Below are 18,915 nucleotides of genomic sequence, written 5' to 3'. Positions count from 1 at the left end.
TCATTTGAAATAGGATTGTTCCGCACCAGAAATTCTAACCAGCATCTGTAGTTTTTTCGCTTCAGGTTTTACTTTCAAGCTCAGTAATTCAATCTCATTCTTAACCGAAGGTTCAATCGCATTCGGGTCAAGAACTTTTTTCCAAAAGCTCAGGAAATAACACAGTTCAAAAACATTCATTATCTGATCTCTAAGACCACGTTCCAGATTTGCAGCCATTCTTTTTTTAATCCTGATAAGTTTTGCTCCCATTTCTGAGATCTTAATGTTTTTGAAGTCGGATTTGTTTCGGTTCAGCAGAAAATCTATAACAGGAACGATTTCATTCATCTCTTTTTGATAATTGTCTGCCATTTCCTGAATGATTTCTTCCAGAAGTCCGGGTATGAATACGTGGTGGAAGCTCTGAATTTCAACACTGAAATACTTTAATTGATCTTTACGTTTAAGCGATAAAAACAACTTAAAATAGGTGGTCAGGTCCATCAGAGAATTGAAAGATACAATATCACGCTGTCTAATTGTCTTTAAAAACTTAATAACATCCAGTTCCAATTTATTAAATATAGTCAGAACCTCCTCGAGATCATAGATGAGATCCTTGCATAGGTTTTCAATCTCTTCTGTCTGATCAGTTCCATGATGCAGAAAACGGTTACGCAGATGTGGCAAGTGGTGATTAAAATAGTCTAGCCTAGATATTCCTACTCCTGCAAAGGGTTTGATCGCCGCAACTTTCAGAGGGAGGGACTTATTTTCCATCCCTGGCGAACATAGCTGGCACATGTCTGTGAAGAGCCCTTCTATCTGGGTCATGCCCAGGGCATAAAAGCCATAGAACCTTGAGTCATTAAACAAGCCTATTAATTCCTTAAATATCTCATTCCTTTGTTGAGGGATAAATGGCAGAAATTCCGCCGAGGCCTTTAATTGCAGCAACACGTTGTTTATTGGTCTGTGTTCTTGAAGTTCACTGTAGAATTCGGTTTTGCTGCGTCTATAGGTTCGCATCAATTCTCTGGCGATGCGGATGGGTATTGGTAAAAGCCGGTGTGTCACCGTATCAATCTGTTGGTAGTCAAAATATTTTTCAGCTTGGTACCACTGGAGGCTGTATGGTCGGTCAAATTCAGCATCCAAGAGGAACCCGATACCTCCAATTGTAGTAAATGTACCTGCCTTTGACAGTGCCCGCTTTTTCAAGCCATACCGCAGGTGTTGTCTGATTTTGTTCCGCTCAGCGAGGCAGCGCTCGTAAAATTCTTTTTGCGTTAATTCAGTTTGATTTCTCGCTTTCCTATTTTCCTGTATGAATGCAATTGCTTCGTACTTGTCAATCATTTCATTGATGGTAACAAGGTCAGCTGAAACTTTATTTTTCAATATCGCCAAATGAGTTCCAGGAAGGTCCTTTAACTCCAAGAAATGATGCATAAACCTGTCTATAACAGACTTATTGTCTTTTTCATACTCATTAAAATAATCCTGATCAAGACCCAGGAGTTCCAATACCTTGCCAGCGGCCTTTTCAATTTGATGATAATCGTTGTTGATAGGTGGACTAAAATCGAAATGACGGAGTGCTTGATAGCAGATATCCTGTCTGGAATTCCCGAACAAAACCGCTTGGGGAATTTTCTTCAGTAATTTGTCTAGGATTCGGTATTGATGGCCTACCGTCTTTATTGGCTGGTCAATAGAAATATTTAGCATTAAAATGAGATATTTTTCAATATACTAAAATTAAATCCGATTGGTCCGGGCTACCATGCAAATTCTGATTAATCGAATGATTAAAAACTTTAATTTAATACAGTTAAGCATCAATTTACCAAAATGATATGTGTTTGCTAATATAACATTGTTATTTAAAACCTGTTTGGGCTCTTAATTTGAAGTCGATTATTTATCTAGTTTTTTCTGTTACATCATATTGATAACTGCTTTAAAAACAGTGTATTTACATAAGTTATAAACATAACCGGATAGATAACCACTGATGATTTCCCTTTAAGCTAAAATGTTACTTATTTTTAACAATCCATTGGTTAATAGTGGATTGTAATTTGTGTATTGGGAAATAGCCCTGTATAATTACGAATAATCATGTTGAATAATTAACAGTAAGTGGTTTATTTTTAGTAAGTTGTGTGTTTTTCTTTTGTCCAAATTCTTGGATAATTGCCATAGTTTTTTACACATTTGTTCCTCAAGTGCAAAATTTTGCCCTCAAAAAAACACAGGGTAAAACATTGTGCTTAATGTCATCTAATTACCCTTAATTCCTCTTAATTATCTTTAATTACCCTAGAAAGGACAAAAAATAGGAGAGATAACTACCGATGATTTAAGCGAGAAAATGATGCCTGCGGGATAATGAGAAGGAACAAAAAAGAAGACAATGAGTTCAAACATCAACATCCAAAGAATATGTGAACACTGCGGAAAACCGTTCATTCGTGGTTATTTCTCGATTTTTAGGCATATTTAATGTCATTTGCTGATTTGGATTTTAAATTTTTATAGATTTTAAAAAGCCCTATAATGAAGTGCCCCCAAAAAGTTAGACACTTTTTGGGGGCTTTTTTATTTAAAAAACTATGTTATTTAGGAAAATTAAATCAACTATAGTTCGATGAGCTCAATCTTCACCGCTAATAAAATTTAAGTCTGAAAGCTTTTCGTTTTTTTAAAAGAGAAGCTCTTCATACCACTTAATTTTTATTACATTGAATTGATTATTATCAATATTGATTTTTACAATCGCTAAATCTAGCACACCATTTGCCATCATAATAGTAATCGACCAATTGACATCCGTTTTCGTCTGTAAGGTTAGACACGATATACTTCGGCCCCCCAGCTAAACCACCTAATACAGCTTTATAACTTTGTAAATCTAGCTTCTTGTTTTCCAATGAAGACAAGCTTTTTTGCATTTCTTTTAAATCTGTCATTTTTGTTGAAATTTAATATTTGACTAATAAGCGCCAACTTACCCTGGCGTTTGGGTTTTGGTTAAATTGCTATTTATAGAAAATCAGTTATACGTCTACAAAAAATATTAATATAAATTGCTAACTACTGCGGTATAAATTTAATTTGCTAGCACTATCGCCATAGTTTATTTTAAAGTTGAGCCTAAACACTTGGGAATGCAAGGCTCGTTTGATATTCGTTAGGTTTCAATAAATATTCGTAACGCTTCCAACAAATGTAATTGCACAAACTAATTTGATTGCTCAGTCTTTAGATTTGACCAATATTAGAAATTGGATTTTCGCATTTTTAACTGAATATGCCAATACAGATTACAGATTACTGGTTTATCGACGGTTTTGCTTATGATCAATACGACAAACTTAGAAAGAAATTACTTGCTACCGGGAGGCAGCCCCTGATTCTGGACTATTATCCGCCTATCATTAAAACACAATACTTTTGCATATAACTGGAAAACGATGCCTAAAAAAGCAAATACCTCCAGACATTAATTCTGGAGGCTATAATTTGGGTTGAAAAGCACCCACTTAGCGCCCATGTAATATGTTTTATAATCCTAACCTGACCCCAGTACGCCTACCCGCCACGGTTCTTGCGAGCAACACTATTAATAATAAGTTAATATAGAAATAATCATTCTCTGGTCCTCCACACATTACCTTTGCACCGCCCTTATTAAATGAAATGGAGAAAAAGCACGTTGAGAATTATCTTGCAGATTGGTTGACAGGTAATGACCTTGCTTTTAACATCATTATAAATCATTACTATCCGCGTCTTATGGCGGCCTGCCAAAAAATGTTGTCCAATAAAGAAGATGCCGAAGAATTGGTAATGAATGTTTTCTTAAAAATATGGCAGCACAAAGATCAACTATCCCATGTGCTCAAATTTGACGATTATCTTTTCGGAATTCTACGCCAGCAAATTGTCAGACATGCCCGCAAAAGTGTTTTTATAACGGTGCAAATCGAGGATCAGATATTAAATGAACTGGGCACCATAGATCATCCGGAACTTGATCTTCAGGATTTGAAGACAAGGTATCAGGCAGCACTAACCAAACTCCACCCCAGACAACGTGAAGCCTTCGTCTATAGCCGGGACTATGATATGAGTCAGCAGGAAATTGCTGATAAGATGGGACTGTCTGTATACACGGTAAATAACCATATTACTTCGGCGTTGAAGGTGTTGCGTCAGGAACTAAAAGAGTGTCCTGGTTCATTGGTCGTGCTTTTACTAACCAATGCTTTAATCCTGCCCATTTTTTAGTAACGATTCTTCAAAATCTCTGTTGAACAACTCGCTTCTTCATGTTAATAAATTATGAACAACCGATAGCGGTTTGTTATTAAACCATTAAATCCAATTTTTGATTAGTTATACAAGCTCCTTTTCGGATTCTTTATTGCAGAACGCCTTAGTCCCGGCAATGAAGAAACAATGGAACGACCATCAAGAATAATACTGATCAGATATTTTAGAGGAGAATGTTCATCCAGCGAGCGTGAACTGATCCAAATGTATTTGGCGATGAACAGCGATGCCGAATATGTGGAGGACTGTCTTCGGGAAGCATGGCCCGACATTCAATCAGATACCCAAATGTCAGTGGATAATGCCGACCTGGAGAATTTCAAACAGAGGTTTCATATTCAAAAAACAGCTTCAGGCACACCATTTGGTAAGCCGGCTGAAGAACGCTATCAAAATGTCGGGGCGACACAACAGGATGTAAACGAATACCCAAGCGCTGATACGGGGACTGCCCCTGTAAGAAGCCTTCCCTGGTTGATGAAGTTTGCTGCGGCAATAATCCTCCTGGTCGGATCCTCCGTATTACTCTGGAAGACACTCGGCTTACACAGTGAAAAAGAACAGTTGGCGAAACACACAGTTAAAATAGAGCCGGGTGCTGATAACGCGCTATTGGCGCTGGCCGACGGTAAGGTGATAAAACTTTCAGACATCACTGTCGGAACGACCCTTAAACTTCAAAATGGTGTTCAGGTGGAGAAAAAAAGTGATGGTGATATTGTCTACCATGCCAGTAACGGACGGACTGCATCAGAGAAGGAATATAATACGGTGACCACCCCGAATGGCGGACAATACCGTGTTACTTTGCCCGATGGATCCAAAGCCTGGCTGAATGCCGGTTCGTCTTTAAACTATCCCCTGCGTTTCGCAAGCAAAGAACGCAGGGTGAAAATGACAGGCGAAGTTTATTTTGAAATCGCTAAACTTTCCTTTCCCAATGGTTCAGGTCAGCATGGTCGGGTACCGTTTTACGTAGAAACCAACAGACAGGAGATACAGGTGTTGGGTACGCATTTTAATGTCAACGCTTATCCTGAAGAACCCTATATCGTGACTACGCTTACAGAGGGTAGGGTACGTGTAAAGTCAGACAGGGGTAAGTCGGTAGTATTGATGCCGGGAGAACAGGCATTGGTAGCCGATGATATATCAGTGAGACAAGTAGATGCATCAACCTATCTGGCCTGGATAACCGGCGACTTTGTATTTAAAGGGGAACCCCTGCAAAGTGTTTTACGCAAAGTAGCGCGCTGGTACGATATCGAGATCGAATGCCCGCCTGAACTTGGAAAGCTACATTTCAGCGGCATGATATCCCGTTCGCAACCGCTATCAACCATCATCGATATGCTGGAAACTACTAAAAAAGTAAAGGTAACATTAACAGAAAGGAGGCTAACTGTGAGGAATTAATACCTATGCTGAACGGAGCCTGGTAAAAGCCAAAGGTGCTGGAAACACCTTTGGCAAGATTGCTAAGCTTACCGATAATTTGTGAGTACAAGATCATCTATAATATTAACGATAACAAATATATGAGTTTTAATTTATGCATGCGTGTTATGAAAATCACCATGATACTTATAACCTGTTTGCTTGTTCAGGTTAGCGCTGCAGGTTTTGCCCAGCGTATTACCTTGAATAAGCAGAACAGCAACATCTACTCGGTATTGGAAGAAATCAGGAAACAAAGCCAATATGATTTTTTTTATGATACGGATCTTTTTAAAAACGCCAGACCCGTTAACATCAATATTTCTGAGGCGACTATCCAGCAGGCACTTGATGCCTGTTTCAACCAGCAGCCCTATAGCTATGTCATTAAGAACAGAATGGTTGTAATAACAGTTCTTTCCTCCCCCAAAAAGCAACAAGCGATCCGGATATCCGGAAAAGTGGCGGATGCGAAAGATAAATTGCCACTTCCAGGTGTTTCCGTTCGCATAAAAGGCAGCAACAGAGGCACCGCTACAGATGCTGACGGCAACTTTACCATTAATGTACCACAAGAAGGGGCTATACTTGTTTTTAGTATCCTGGGCTATCAGACGAAGGAGCTGAAGGCTGCTGAAGGGAATACCAGTCTGGCAGTGTTTTTGGAAGTCTCCTCAACCTCCCTGAGCGAGGTGACTGTGCAGGCCCGCCGGAAAACCAACACAGAGACAGCTGTTCTGGATGAACGTAAAAAATCGGCCATCGTACAGGATGCGATTTCTTCCGCTCAAATTGAACGGACGGGTAGCATCACCACCACCCAGGCTTTGCAAAAAGTATCAGGCGTAACTATTACCGATGATAAGTATGTGGCCATTAGGGGTTTAGGCGACAGGAGTGTGGTGGGGCAGTTGAACGGGATCCGTTTGGCCTCTTCAGATCCGGATCGCAGCTCTATACCTTTAGATCTCGTACCTTCATCGTTGTTGGACAACATCACCATCTATAAAACGGTTACACCGGATAAGCCGGCCGATGCTGCCGCAGGTATCGTAGAACTGAAAACAAAATCAGTACCAGACAGCATGGTGGTAGATTTTGTGTTTCAGTCGGGCTTTAATTCCAATATTGGGATTGGAGGACAGCACAATAGTTTTTACAACAGCGACATGGGGTTTCTGGGTAAAAATATCAATAAAAAGAACCTCTCGCCCGAATTCTTAAATCTGGCACAACAATATAAAGGAGGCCCCGGGCAGATTCAGCAAATGATTGCCAACAGCGATTACAGTCCCGCAGTAAAACAGGAAGTAAACCGCATCAATGGTATTATGCAAAGTTTTGACCCTGTATTAACCACAAGCTATAAACAAGCGCCTTTAAACCAGCTTTATTCTGCCAGTTTTGGCAATAGCTATACGCTTTTTAAGAAACACAAACTTGGCGTAATTGCGGGTGCGAATTATTACCGCAGAACAACGGATATTTCTGGTGGTGATATTCAGCAGTACAGTATTTATCAGGGTATTGTAACAGGAAATCCGCAGATCAGGAGCCCCAGGAACATTCCGAATTACATCACACCTAATAGTTTGTTTATGGGTAAGTACCAGACCTATAAAGAAAATACAGGTACAGAAACCCTGAATTATGGAACGCTACTGGGGTTAACCTACCGTTTTAACCCGCAGCACGAAATCAGTATGCAATATCTGGGTAGTTGGGGTGGAGAATCCGCAGCATCCAACATTCGCGGCAGCTATGAATATACCGATTTGCCAGGTGATGTAAACAGTACCATTTATTCATTAAGACAATCTTACCGGAAACTCAATACCTTCAATTTACAGGGAGAACATAAGTTTTTGAAGGGAGAATATGCTCCCCGATTGAGCTATAACCTGGCCAGTTCAAGGGCGAGTCAAAATGACCCGGATTATCGTTTTGTAAACCTCATTGATTATACCCCTAAAGGCGGAGCTTATATCAGTATACCTTCTTCAACGGCAGGAAACGTTACACCCGGATCTGTTTATACCGATCATTTGTATGCCCTTTCTTCGGGTTATGTAAATGGATTTGGAGCCTACGGTATCATCCAGGCCGAGCCTAACGGTCGCCGCTACAGGAATCTGGACGAGAAAAATTATAATTATAAGGCGGATGTGACTTTACCATTCCAGTTCCTTGGAAAGAAACAGGAGTTTAAAACCGGTATCAATTACCTGAATCGTAAGCGTGTGTTTACAGAAAACGTGCTTTTCCTTCCAGGCTCCAACTTTTCTTCCATGACCTCCTTGCCTTTATATATGTCGGAAGGAAACTTAGACCGATTGGTGAGTAATGAGGTGATCGGCATCCGTCCGCTAACAACAGGTAACGGAGAAGGTGCCGGTGCGGTAGGTGGTTTTTTATACAATAGTCAGAAATCACCTAATAATTATAAAGGTTTCTTTGAAACCAAGGCTGCTTATGCGATGCTTGACCTTAAGCTTGCGGAGGATTTAAGGCTTACCGGAGGACTTCGTTTCGAATCTACCAATATACAGTCAGGCGTAGATACTGCCGGTGTATTTTTAGATCCGTCGTTAACTACCCCAGGTCCGGATGGCAGCAGGGTACCGCTCTCATTAACCAATCCAAATTCTGTTTATAAAGTAGGTTATAAACCATATTACTCTTTAAACGCAACCTACAATTACAAGGAGAATATGAATTTCCGTGCCGGGTACAATACCACGCTGGCCAGACCGGAATTAAGAGAAATCACCAACGTATTTGAATTTGATGCTTTCCAGATGGGATTGGTGGTTGGTAATCCACATCTGATCAATCAATCTACCCAAAACCTGGATTTTCGCTGGGAATGGTTCCCTAACAATGGGGAGGTTATTGCGGTCTCATTATTTGGAAAGCGCATTAAAAACCAACTCTATAAAGTGTTTAACCTGCAAACCAGCGGACTGGCAGCTACTTACCCTGAATACCCAACCATCAGGTTTGAAAACGACCCTAACATTGGTAAGGTATGGGGATTAGAGCTGGAGTTGGTTAAAGACCTTGGCAGGATTTGGGCACCCCTCGAAAATTTCTTCTTCGGCGCAAACCTTCTGCTGGCGCAAAGTGAGATTAAAAAATCGGTAGCACGACTAAAGGCGAACCGCTCTTTAGATCGTCATGCACCTGTTAACAGTCCGCTGTTTGAGCAGGCACCTTACGCTATTAATGGATGGTTAAACTATAATAACAAACGTTCCGGCACCAGTTTAACAGGAACATTCAATATGATCGGGGAGCGATTGGTACAGATTAACCTCACCGGAGAACCTGATTTATATACCCGTCCGGTACCTGTACTTGATTTTGTATTCAGTCAGCGCCTTGTTAAAAGGGTCACTTTTAAAGGCTATGCAAAAAACATCCTTAATCCAGCCGTCAAAACTGTTTATGCCAATCCCGGCACTGGCGGAAAATGGTATGGCAATGAATACCTGAACCGTGGTTATAAGCGTGGCGCAGAAATTATGATGGGATTCACTTATAACTTGTTTTAAACATGAAAGTATTAAATAAATATATCAAACGCCCTTTAGCTTTATATCTGCTTGTTTTGCTGTCTTTTAGCGCCTGTAAAAAAGATAAGCTGGATATGGATTACGACAACAGGAAGGTCACCGATGCCCGCAGAAATTCTACGGTAAGGGTGGTTAACCTGGCGGGCTATAACCAGGCCATAGTAAATGGGGATACCCTGACCAATTATGTGGTAAGAGATCCGAATGGAGGAATGTACGACAGCTATCCTGGAACACTTTATTTTAGAGACAATGGAAGACTGGGTACTACCTGGACCATCCCTCAGGATTTATTTGTCAATGGCGCGCTAAGACTCAAATCGCAGGAAATCAACTTTAACGGGAGCGGTCCTTCAAGCGAGTTTATCGTAAAAGAAGAGCAGCAGCCGGTAGATTATTATATGCTGACTACATTGTTAACTGGTCAGCCCGCCTATTTGCAGGTGCCAAGAGCAGTCTCCGCTGCTTCAGATCCTTCTAAATTTAAAATAAGAATACTTAATCTTTCGTCAAATGTAAATCCTTCTGATGGAGTAGAAGATCTAAGAGGGCCTTTAAGCCTGACCTGGGCAGATGGAACAGCAGTGAGTACAGCCACGAGCAACATCCAGCCTGGTCAGTATTCTGATTACATCGAATTGCCATACGGTGCTGCACAGTTCAAAGTGCTTACTGCACAGGGTTTCCAGGTCTCTGCGCTTACATCCGAGGTTATAAAAGCGGATAATTCTACGCTGGAGTATGCGGCTAATTTAACTTATGCACCCATAAAAACCTATTTTCCTGGTGGTATTTATACCATCGTTATTTCCGCGCAGATGACCACCATTCCATACCCTGGTACAACTACAGGAGAAACAATTAAAGTTAACCAAAATGGTTTCCGGATCATCAATGACATTTCCGATCCAGCCAACTTAACGTACAGCAGGTTGCAGGCGGTAAATGCAATGCCAGGTATGGAAGGGGTTAAAATGACGGTAAACGGTCAGGTGCTTGGTACGCCAATGTCTTATACCGGGCATACCAACTATCAGGCTTTCATTACCGGAACGTATAAGGTCGAAGCCTTAAATGCATCGGGTGCAAAGCTGGCAGAAACCGAACTGAAACTCGAAGCCAATAAAAACTTTAGTCTTTGGTTGTTTCCAGATGTAAATGGTAATCCTGTTATTCAGCCTGTTGCCAATGATTTAAGTGGTACTTATTTTTCTGGCGGAACAGATGATGCCTCATCAGGTTACCTTAAAAAGGCATTTCCTTTTAACATTCGTTTCCTTAATTTTTGCCCGGATTTTCCTTACTTAACTGTAACAGGAAATGACGGAGCAGATTTCAATGGATTTTTTCCTGTAAATCCTGCTGCAGTAAACAACCTGATGCCGGGTGTTTCGCCAATTAATGCACCTTACCTTAGTGTGCGCCAGGAAAGTGACGCTTATCAGTTTATGGCTTTCCGTTCTACACCAGCAATCATTCCAGGGGTCTGGGCCAAAGATATTCCTGTACTTGACGGGCAAAATCTCATTGCAAGACCAGAATTGTATGTAAGAACAGGTTTACCTAACCATGAACCTGGTATTTACACGATAGCCCTCGTTGGAAGTACAAAAGCAAATGCTCCGGCTGCACAAAAAGCAAAAATGATTATTCTGAAACACAATAAATAAAATTTTTATGTCACGATTAAGAATACAACAGCTTGGATTTTGCCTCATTGCCCTGTTGTTGATTACAGGCTGCAGCAAGGTAGAATACCTGAAAGTCGACAGTCCGGCCTACCTGAGGGTATTTAATAACCTGAACTATGAGAAAACACTGGATGGTAAAGACCAGGAAGTGCCTTTCCTGGCCATGCTGATCGATCCGGTAATGGACGAAAAGGGGATGCCGGTTTCTACCGCAATCCTGGGCGATTTCCTGGATCAGCGCGCGCCTTATGCGCCGCCTTATCCTTCACATGTCGGAAACAGTACCTCGGTAAACAACCCGGAATATCCTGGTAAGGAGGATGTATTGGTCGCTCCGGTCCTGAACGGGTTCGATCTGAGCAGTTGGGCACAGGTTCCGTCCGGTAAACACCGGATCGTTTTTATGTTCAGACCAAAGAATACCGTCCCTTTCTTTAACCTGGAGCCCAGGCTGAAAACCAAAGTGCTGATTGATACGATAATTGTTTTACAGGAGAAGGAAGTGTATACGCTTAACGTATTACAAAAAGATTATCAAAGTAAAAAAAATGGAGTCCTGTTGCGGCATGAGAATTTCTACAAACTGCCGCTTTCTGATTCGCTGGTCTATGTTAACTTTTATAACCTGAGTGCCAAAGGGTACTGGGAGGCCGATTATATTGAAAAGGGTGGCAACATCGGAAGTAAAGGCGCATTGGGTGATGGGATCCGCGACCGGATGAATGTATTTTATTCGCTTTATAGAAAGACAAGCACAGAATCTATGTTAAGCAATTATTCCGGAAAGTACCTGGGGGAGATCAAACGCAATACGGGCGAGCCGGATGTAAGCCCTTACTACAGTTTTCCGCTATTTGCAGATCCGCTTTCAAATGGCATCCACACAAATATCTGGCAGCGCCTCGACTTACTTGCACCAGGAATGGATCCGTATAGCAAACCATATAGCGGGATTGACAAGACAACAGACAACAACTGGGCGCCTATATCCTGCTTTTCTAATGGAACTGTACCACTTGATTACATCAGGGGTGATGAGAACTATGTTTTGCTGCCAAATATGATCGTGAACATCCATTCTGGCATATACAATCCACGCTCTTTTGCGACGGTAAATACCATTGAAATTGTAAATGGCAAGGCTTACCTCACCACTATTCAACGGAAGTACGCAGCACCAATTTATAAATGATCACTAGAAGATATTATACCATGAGCGCAAAACTATCATTAAAAACACTATTCTGCCATTTGCCAGTCTTGCTGTTACTTTTCTTCAGCGCATGTAAAAACGATGAACTGGAACTGGTTAAAGAAAACGAGAACATCAGTTCGGGGGCAGATTTTATAAAAAATAATTACCAGCTAAGCCTTTTTTCAGCAGCCATTGAAAAGGCGGGTCTGTATGAGCAACTTAATGCAGCAGGACCATTCACTTTTCTGGCGCCATCTGATGCGGCCTTTAATGCCTATGGTATTTTCAGGGCTTCGGATTTCGATAAAATGAATCCCGACAGTTTAAAGATGTTGGTGCAGGGTCATGTGCTTCGTCAGCGGGTGCTGTTGCAGGATATTCCGGTAAATGGAATAGATGTGCGGTATGCAACATTGGCGGGCACGCAAGTTTATGCCAGTCTGGCCAGTAATTTCGGTGGAGACGTCAGCCGGCCTATCAACACACTTTATTACAATGGGGCATTGGTTACACGTAAAGATGTACAGCTGACGAATGGAACACTACAGTTGCTCAACAAGGTGATGAAATATAGCCGGGGTACGGTGCAGGATTGGTTAAACAGCCGGGCCGAATACAGCATTTTTGTAAGTGGCTTAAAAAAGTTTGGTCTTTGGGATAAATTGGCAACAAAGGGGCCTTACACTGTTTTTGCTCCAACCAATGCGGCGTTCACAACTGCAGGTATTACTGCCGAAATTATTGAAGCCCTAAAGCCGGAAGCATACAATGGCAACCGTCTTTTTGGAGGATACATACTGGATGAAAGACATTTTTTCATCTCAGATATAGATATCTTATACTATTTCGGAAACCCGACAATCTACCTCAAAGAATTGGAAAATGATATCTGGTGTACACAGTTGACCGTAAATCGCGAAAATGATAAAACACTTAATTACGGGCTGCGTCTGAAGAAATCGCGAACAGGATCTTCGTTTACGACCTCTATTGCCCGTAATAAGGATATGGCTACTATGGATTATTTAACAGATAATGGTCTGGTACATTCCAGTCCGGGAGTCATTGCAAGGCTTACCGATGCGCGTAAATAAAAATTAAAAGAATATTAAAAATAGAAATGATGAACAGTAAAAAATCATATCATATATTCCGGGCATTTAGCTTCCTTGTTTTTTGTGCGGTGATGCTCTTGATGGCATCCTGTAGAAAAGACGAGTTTATGCCTGTTCCGGAGGGGCAGATTGTTCCTCCTGAAGAGGCTATAGTCAACTTAACGGAAGCGTTGAATGCCACTCCGTACTCCTTGTTCAAGGCAGCATGGACACGCAGTACCATGGATGCAAGACTTAAAACCTACGGAGAGCGGACCAAATTCACCCTTTTGGTGCCCACCGATGCGGCGCTCGTAGCAGAAGGAATGACACTGGAAGTGATTAACAATACCCCCGCGGAAGCGCTGGACGAGTTGTTGATGTACCATACCATTGCAAGTCCTGTTAATCCCAGAGACCTGGCAGAGCGACTGGACAATACCATGGAGCAATCTATCCTGGGCAATCCTGCGCTGCGGGTCAGGCCAATATCACCGTTTAATAGCGGAGGTTCTGATCCATATTTTTACAGGCAATATTTAAAAGTCCAGCAGGGACATTTGTATATTAATGGAAAAGATGCAGGAAATATTCAGCCTATAGCAGCTACAAACGGCATATTGTGGCCGATACAACGGCTGTTGCATAAACCAACAAAAACGATGCTGGAAGCTTTAAAGGAAGATGGCCGGTTTGGTATTTATCTGGGGGTAATGGAAAAGAGTGCCCAACAATGGCTTAAAGCCACTGGACTGACACGTTTATGGACAACCGACCTTATTGCTGGTACGCGGCCTGCTCCTCAGGTAAACCTTACATTTTCCTCTATATTGGCGCCTACGGACGCAGCCTTTCATGCCGCTGGTTTCGCAAGTGCTGATGCGGTTATTGCCATGAACAATCAGCGTCCTTTGCCATACAGAGACGGTAGTGTCGCCGTGGGCTTACTGGCTTCGGATGACATGTTAACTTTACATCGCTGGTCAGACCTGATTTATCCGACCAATGCGCAACGAGTTGTAGGACGCAAGAATTCAACGACCTTCTATAGTAATGACCTTAATAATGATTTGCTGGCAAATTATATCCTGCGGGATGGCGCAAATAATGCTACGTTACCGATACAATTGATGCCACTAGAGTTTGGCAAAACTACAAACGGGGCCATTACTATTAAGTCTAAGGGATCAACACATGCACCTGCAGTAGTGGTAGATGGTGATATAAACACCATCATGGGGCCGATCCATGCCGTAGATCATCTTATACCTATAGCCGATTTCAAGTTCTAAACGGATTTCTCCCTTAACAAGATCAACGACAAATGAACAACAACATAATTAAACAACAAGTCTCGCTTTTTATCTTAGCGTTTGCCATGCTTGCAGGACTGGGCGCTTGCAAAAAGGATAAAAATATTGAACAGCCCGATGCCAATAGTATTGGCAGGGTAATAGGCGATAATTTTAATCTTTCCATTTTAAATACGGGTTTAACCCGATCTGGTTTAAAAGCGAAGCTACTCGAAACAGGCCCGTTTACGGTCATTGCACCGAGCGATGACGCCTTCGTTGCAGCCGGTTATAACACTGTGGCCGATCTTATCGCTGCTGAGCCGACCAGAATTTCTGCAATGATGAAGTACCACGTGTTAGATGGTAACTACGACTTTAACCGGCTGCCCTTTTTATTTAACCAGGAGATCCGCTCTTACAATGGCGGGAAACTCTTTGTAACCCATTGGGTAAAAGGGACGGATACGGTATTGACGATAAATGGAGCGGTGCTGCTGGCAAAGAACATAAAAACATCGAATGGTTTGATCCAGGTAGTAGATCGCGTATTACAGCCTTATACGTTTGCAAATGTATTGGAAGCGATTGCTAACGAACGTAACCTGACCTTATTTTATCAGGCCCTGCAACGTGCGGGCCTTACAGAAGTATTGAGCAAGTCTGAGACCTATACGGTTTTTGCACCTGATAATGCAGCCATGAGGGCTTATGGTCTCTCTGGTTTGCAGGCGATAGAAACGGCCGATCCCGCGGAATTGCGCAGGATGCTTCTCTATCACATCCTGGCAGACCGACGTTTTGTGTACGATTACATTTTAAGTTCTGGCACAGATACTCAGGTACAACAAACCATGCTGGATGGTAATGCCATTTCTGTTATACTACAGCCTGACCCATCAATTCCAAATGCTTTCAACGGAATTTCGCTTCAGGGAACAGGAAACACAGATGAGGTGCAACTCTCAAATACAAAGCGTGATGTACTTGCCGGAAATGGAGTAGTACATACCATCGAAAGTGTATTGAAAATCACCCAGTAAACACCAATTAAGATTTTACAGATGATTAAATATAAAATATTTAAAACAACAATGCTGTTGTTTTTACTGCTGCTTACTTTGGCAGGTAGGGCACAGGAAACCAGCGGTACGCTGAGCGGAACTGTATATGATGGAAGTGGACAAACCTTGCCAGGTGCATCAGTTACTGCCATTCACCAACCCTCAGGTACCCGTTATGCGACCTCCGCAGATGGTAAGGGCCGTTATTACCTGCCCAACCTGCGTGTGGGAGGGCCTTACCGTATACAAGCAGCCATGATCAGTATGAATACGGATGAAAAAGAAGGCATTTCTATCCGCCTTGGCGCAGCAATACAGTTAAATTTTGTGCTTAGCGATCAATCTCAACAATTGACTGAGGTGGCCATTAAAGCAACAAAGCGTGGAGCTCAGGCCAGTACTTATGGCTCCGGAAAAAATATCAGCGGAGCTCAGGTGCGCAATATGGCAACGATATCCCGGAGTATTACTGATGTGACACGTCTGGTGCCGCAAGCGAGCAAAGACAACAGCTTTGGAGGTGCCAATTTCAGATACAACAACGTGACCATTGATGGCGCGGCTAACAACGATGCGATTGGCTTTAGCCCCTCGCTAGGCGGTCAATCCGGTACTTCAGGAATGGCGGGTAGTTCAACCCGTACCAATCCGATTTCCTTAGATGCGATTGAGGACATGCAGGTTTACCTGGCACCCTATGATGTAAAGATCGGTAACTTTACCGGAGGGTCGGTTAATGCCGTTACCCGGAGTGGAACCAATACGATTAGCGGCTCCGTATATGGGTTTGGTCGCAGTGCTGGTCTTACTGGTAAAGATCGCTTGGGTAGCCTGGGTAAAATGAGTAGCGATTTTTATGATTACCAGAGCGGCTTTCGTATCGGTTTTCCATTGATCAAAGACAAACTGTTTTTCTTTAGCAACGAGGAGATCACGCAGCGTCGTGACCCCAGCCAGCTTAAGGCCGGACAACAGGAAACCAGCCACATCTTTAGCATTGCTGATGCCAGTGCCATCAGCAATGCCGGAGATCTTGATGCTGGTACGGCAGGTGATTTCAATACCTATTCAAAATCCCGTAAGTTTTTTAACCGCCTGGACTGGAACATCAATGATCAACACCAGCTGGTTGTTCGTAACAATACCATCATTTCTGAGGCCGCTCATATGGACCGTGATCAGCAGGATTTCAGGTTCAGTAGTATGGGGTTCCTGCAAAAAAATAACCAGACAGCGACCGTTGCAGAACTGAAGAGCCGGTTTAACAATGGTTTCTCGGGAAATTTATTGGTTGGGTATACCCGTGTAAATGATTCCAGGGATCCCCTGGGTGATCCAAGTGCAGCGCAGGTTCAAATTGCGGGTCGTACACCTGGTACAACCATTTATCTGGGTACAGACAGGGAAGCGAGCATCTTTGATATGAAACAGCGCACACTCGAAATTACGGCGAACCTGAACTGGAATATTGGTATGCATACGCTGACCCTGGGTACACACAACGAACTTTATGACATCAGTTATGGCTTTGTAAATGCATGGAACGGACGTGTTGATTACCTGAGTATTGAGGATTACCTGAGTAACATCCCGTATCGTGTGCGCGGCGCTTACAACAATCAGAACAACAACCGTGATTACCTGCAGGATCATCCGGGTGCGGAATTCAACATGAATATGTATAGTGTTTATTTGCAGGACGAAATCAGGGTGTCTGATAAGTTAAAGGTAATCCCGGGTTTAAGGGTTGATATGGCTCACCTGGCTAAAAGCCCGACCCTGAGCGACAAAATAAGCAATGCGATGGCGGATCCATATTTCGGTAATACCTACACGTATACACGATTGAGCAGGATTACGAATAGTTACCTGAACAAACCACAGATTTCACCAAGGGTAGGCTTCCGTTACGATTGGTATGGTGACCAAAGCCTGATTTTAAGGGGTGGAGCCGGTTTATTTACCGGAAGAATCCCGATGGCATGGCTGGCTTATGCCTTTTATAACAATGGGGAGAACTATGGTGGTTTTGATCAAAAAGCAGATCAGAAACCTTTTGTGCCAGGTAGCAACCCGCTTCAGGGAGGTCCAAATGGCATTGGAGACTTTATCCGGCAAAATGGAGCCATCATCAATAACCCCAACAGTGGTAAAACGCAGGTCGACTTAATTGACAATGATTTTGTGATGCCGCAAGTGATGCGTGCGAGTTTAGGGGTTGACTATAGTACCACAAACGACTGGAAATTCACGTTGGAAGGGATTTACACGAAAAACATTAAGGATGTGCTTTTTCAGCAGTTGAACGTGCAGGACAATCCTACGTATTATGGATATGATAAATTACACCAGCAGCCCATATATAGTGGTACAGTAGACAGTCGCTTTTCTAATACTTATCTTTTGAGCAATACGAGCAAAGGCTACAGATATAGTCTTACAGGAAGTATCAGTAAAAACATTGCGGACGTTTTACAAGCCTCTGTTTCTTATACCTACGGACAGTCTAAAGATTTGAGCAACGGGGTAAGGAACTCTATGGAGTCGAACTGGCAGCTGAACCAATCTTTGGTTCCAAACAATCCCGGTCTTGCAAATAGTAATTTTGACCTCCGCAACCGGATTGTGGGTACAATTAGTTACAATAAGGTATGGAACAATGCGGGGAGAACCAACGTTTCACTATTTGTGAGTGCACAATCCGGCAGTCCTTTTACTTATGGTATTGTGAACAACAGCGTGCAGGGGCTACCACAACAGGTGAGTCTGGCTTATATTCCTCAGCAGGAAGAAGCGGTTCGTTTTTTTAAAGATAACGCACAGGGAACTGCTACACAGCAGGCTGCCGCATTTAATGAGCTTATCGCTGGAAATGAATACCTAAGCAGCAGAAGAGGGAATTTTACGGAACGGAACAAGGGGCGTACGCCATGGAATGTACAGGCAGATTTACACTTGTCCCACGATGTGTTTGTGACCAGGAGCAATAAACAATTTATTACGCTTACAGCGGATGTAGTCAACCTCACAAACCTGATCAGTAAGAATTGGGGCATTCAGTATTTCTCGCCCAATACATTCAACGCTACTTCAAGTGTTGGGTTAACGCCAACCTTGTTTCCACCACAGCAAAATACCGGCAATTACCCGGTATATACATTTAATAATCCTGGTAAGCCTTACAGTATTGATTATTACGGATCAAGGGTACAGGCACAGTTGGGTTTAAGGTATACTTTTTAAA

At 42.5% G+C, this 18,915-nt stretch carries 12 protein-coding genes; 10 read left to right on the top strand and 2 right to left on the bottom strand.

Annotated features, from left to right (window positions below; all coding sequences use genetic code 11):
- Window positions 1-1,713 carry a hypothetical protein gene (locus DBR43_RS31415; protein ID WP_124587318.1) on the bottom strand — a complete coding sequence of 571 codons (1,713 nt, stop codon included), beginning with the start codon at window positions 1,711-1,713 and terminating at the stop codon, window positions 1-3.
- A 1,031-nt stretch (window positions 1,714-2,744) separates the two neighbouring features.
- Window positions 2,745-2,957, bottom strand: a complete 213-nt coding sequence (locus tag DBR43_RS31410) for a TIGR04139 family peptide modification target (RefSeq protein WP_124587317.1) — start codon at window positions 2,955-2,957, stop codon at window positions 2,745-2,747.
- A gap of 341 nt (window positions 2,958-3,298) precedes the next feature.
- Between DBR43_RS31410 and DBR43_RS33110 the strand changes: the two genes are divergently transcribed.
- From DBR43_RS33110 to DBR43_RS31365, 10 genes are all read left to right on the top strand, one after another.
- Window positions 3,299-3,451, top strand: a complete 153-nt coding sequence (locus DBR43_RS33110; protein WP_158622650.1) for a hypothetical protein — start codon at window positions 3,299-3,301, stop codon at window positions 3,449-3,451.
- 236 nt (window positions 3,452-3,687) lie between these two features.
- Complete coding sequence (locus DBR43_RS31405) at window positions 3,688-4,278, top strand: RNA polymerase sigma factor (protein WP_124587316.1); 591 nt, start codon at window positions 3,688-3,690, stop codon at window positions 4,276-4,278.
- Window positions 4,279-4,449: 171 nt separating this feature from the next.
- Window positions 4,450-5,739 (top strand): FecR family protein, encoded by a 1,290-nt coding sequence (locus DBR43_RS31400; RefSeq protein WP_124587315.1) that lies wholly within the window; start codon window positions 4,450-4,452, stop codon window positions 5,737-5,739.
- Between the two features lie 161 nt (window positions 5,740-5,900).
- A complete protein-coding gene (locus DBR43_RS31395; RefSeq protein WP_158622649.1) occupies window positions 5,901-9,314 on the top strand; it encodes a TonB-dependent receptor domain-containing protein in 3,414 nt (1,137 codons plus the stop codon).
- A gap of 2 nt (window positions 9,315-9,316) precedes the next feature.
- Complete coding sequence (locus DBR43_RS31390; RefSeq protein WP_124587314.1) at window positions 9,317-11,005, top strand: DUF4397 domain-containing protein; 1,689 nt, start codon at window positions 9,317-9,319, stop codon at window positions 11,003-11,005.
- 7 nt (window positions 11,006-11,012) lie between these two features.
- Entirely contained in the window at window positions 11,013-12,218 is a 1,206-nt protein-coding gene (locus DBR43_RS31385) for a hypothetical protein (RefSeq protein WP_124587313.1), read from the top strand.
- 20 nt (window positions 12,219-12,238) lie between these two features.
- Window positions 12,239-13,315 (top strand): fasciclin domain-containing protein, encoded by a 1,077-nt coding sequence (locus DBR43_RS31380; protein ID WP_233603297.1) that lies wholly within the window; start codon window positions 12,239-12,241, stop codon window positions 13,313-13,315.
- 26 nt (window positions 13,316-13,341) lie between these two features.
- Window positions 13,342-14,607: a fasciclin domain-containing protein gene (locus tag DBR43_RS31375; RefSeq protein WP_124587311.1), complete on the top strand. Its 1,266-nt coding sequence runs from the start codon at window positions 13,342-13,344 to the stop codon at window positions 14,605-14,607.
- A 32-nt stretch (window positions 14,608-14,639) separates the two neighbouring features.
- Window positions 14,640-15,650 carry a fasciclin domain-containing protein gene (locus DBR43_RS31370; protein ID WP_124587310.1) on the top strand — a complete coding sequence of 337 codons (1,011 nt, stop codon included), beginning with the start codon at window positions 14,640-14,642 and terminating at the stop codon, window positions 15,648-15,650.
- Window positions 15,651-15,671: 21 nt separating this feature from the next.
- Window positions 15,672-18,914, top strand: coding sequence for a carboxypeptidase regulatory-like domain-containing protein (locus DBR43_RS31365; RefSeq protein ID WP_124587309.1), 3,243 nt, complete (start codon window positions 15,672-15,674; stop codon window positions 18,912-18,914).
- The last annotated feature ends 1 nt before the right edge of the window (window position 18,915 follow it).

This window comes from Pedobacter sp. KBW06 (assembly GCF_003852525.1).
GTDB lineage: Bacteria > Bacteroidota > Bacteroidia > Sphingobacteriales > Sphingobacteriaceae > Pedobacter.
The sequence above is the reverse complement of the archived record's forward strand: the minus strand, read 5'-3'. Positions and strand labels throughout refer to the sequence as shown.

Coding starts and splice junctions, on each gene's coding strand:
- DBR43_RS31415 (WP_124587318.1), bottom strand. CDS start 1,713: ATGCTAAATATTTCTATTGACCAGCCAATAAAGACGGTAGGCCATCAA.
- DBR43_RS31410 (WP_124587317.1), bottom strand. CDS start 2,957: ATGACAGATTTAAAAGAAATGCAAAAAAGCTTGTCTTCATTGGAAAAC.
- DBR43_RS33110 (WP_158622650.1), top strand. CDS start 3,299: ATGCCAATACAGATTACAGATTACTGGTTTATCGACGGTTTTGCTTAT.
- DBR43_RS31405 (WP_124587316.1), top strand. CDS start 3,688: ATGGAGAAAAAGCACGTTGAGAATTATCTTGCAGATTGGTTGACAGGT.
- DBR43_RS31400 (WP_124587315.1), top strand. CDS start 4,450: ATGGAACGACCATCAAGAATAATACTGATCAGATATTTTAGAGGAGAA.
- DBR43_RS31395 (WP_158622649.1), top strand. CDS start 5,901: ATGATACTTATAACCTGTTTGCTTGTTCAGGTTAGCGCTGCAGGTTTT.
- DBR43_RS31390 (WP_124587314.1), top strand. CDS start 9,317: ATGAAAGTATTAAATAAATATATCAAACGCCCTTTAGCTTTATATCTG.
- DBR43_RS31385 (WP_124587313.1), top strand. CDS start 11,013: ATGTCACGATTAAGAATACAACAGCTTGGATTTTGCCTCATTGCCCTG.
- DBR43_RS31380 (WP_233603297.1), top strand. CDS start 12,239: ATGAGCGCAAAACTATCATTAAAAACACTATTCTGCCATTTGCCAGTC.
- DBR43_RS31375 (WP_124587311.1), top strand. CDS start 13,342: ATGATGAACAGTAAAAAATCATATCATATATTCCGGGCATTTAGCTTC.
- DBR43_RS31370 (WP_124587310.1), top strand. CDS start 14,640: ATGAACAACAACATAATTAAACAACAAGTCTCGCTTTTTATCTTAGCG.
- DBR43_RS31365 (WP_124587309.1), top strand. CDS start 15,672: ATGATTAAATATAAAATATTTAAAACAACAATGCTGTTGTTTTTACTG.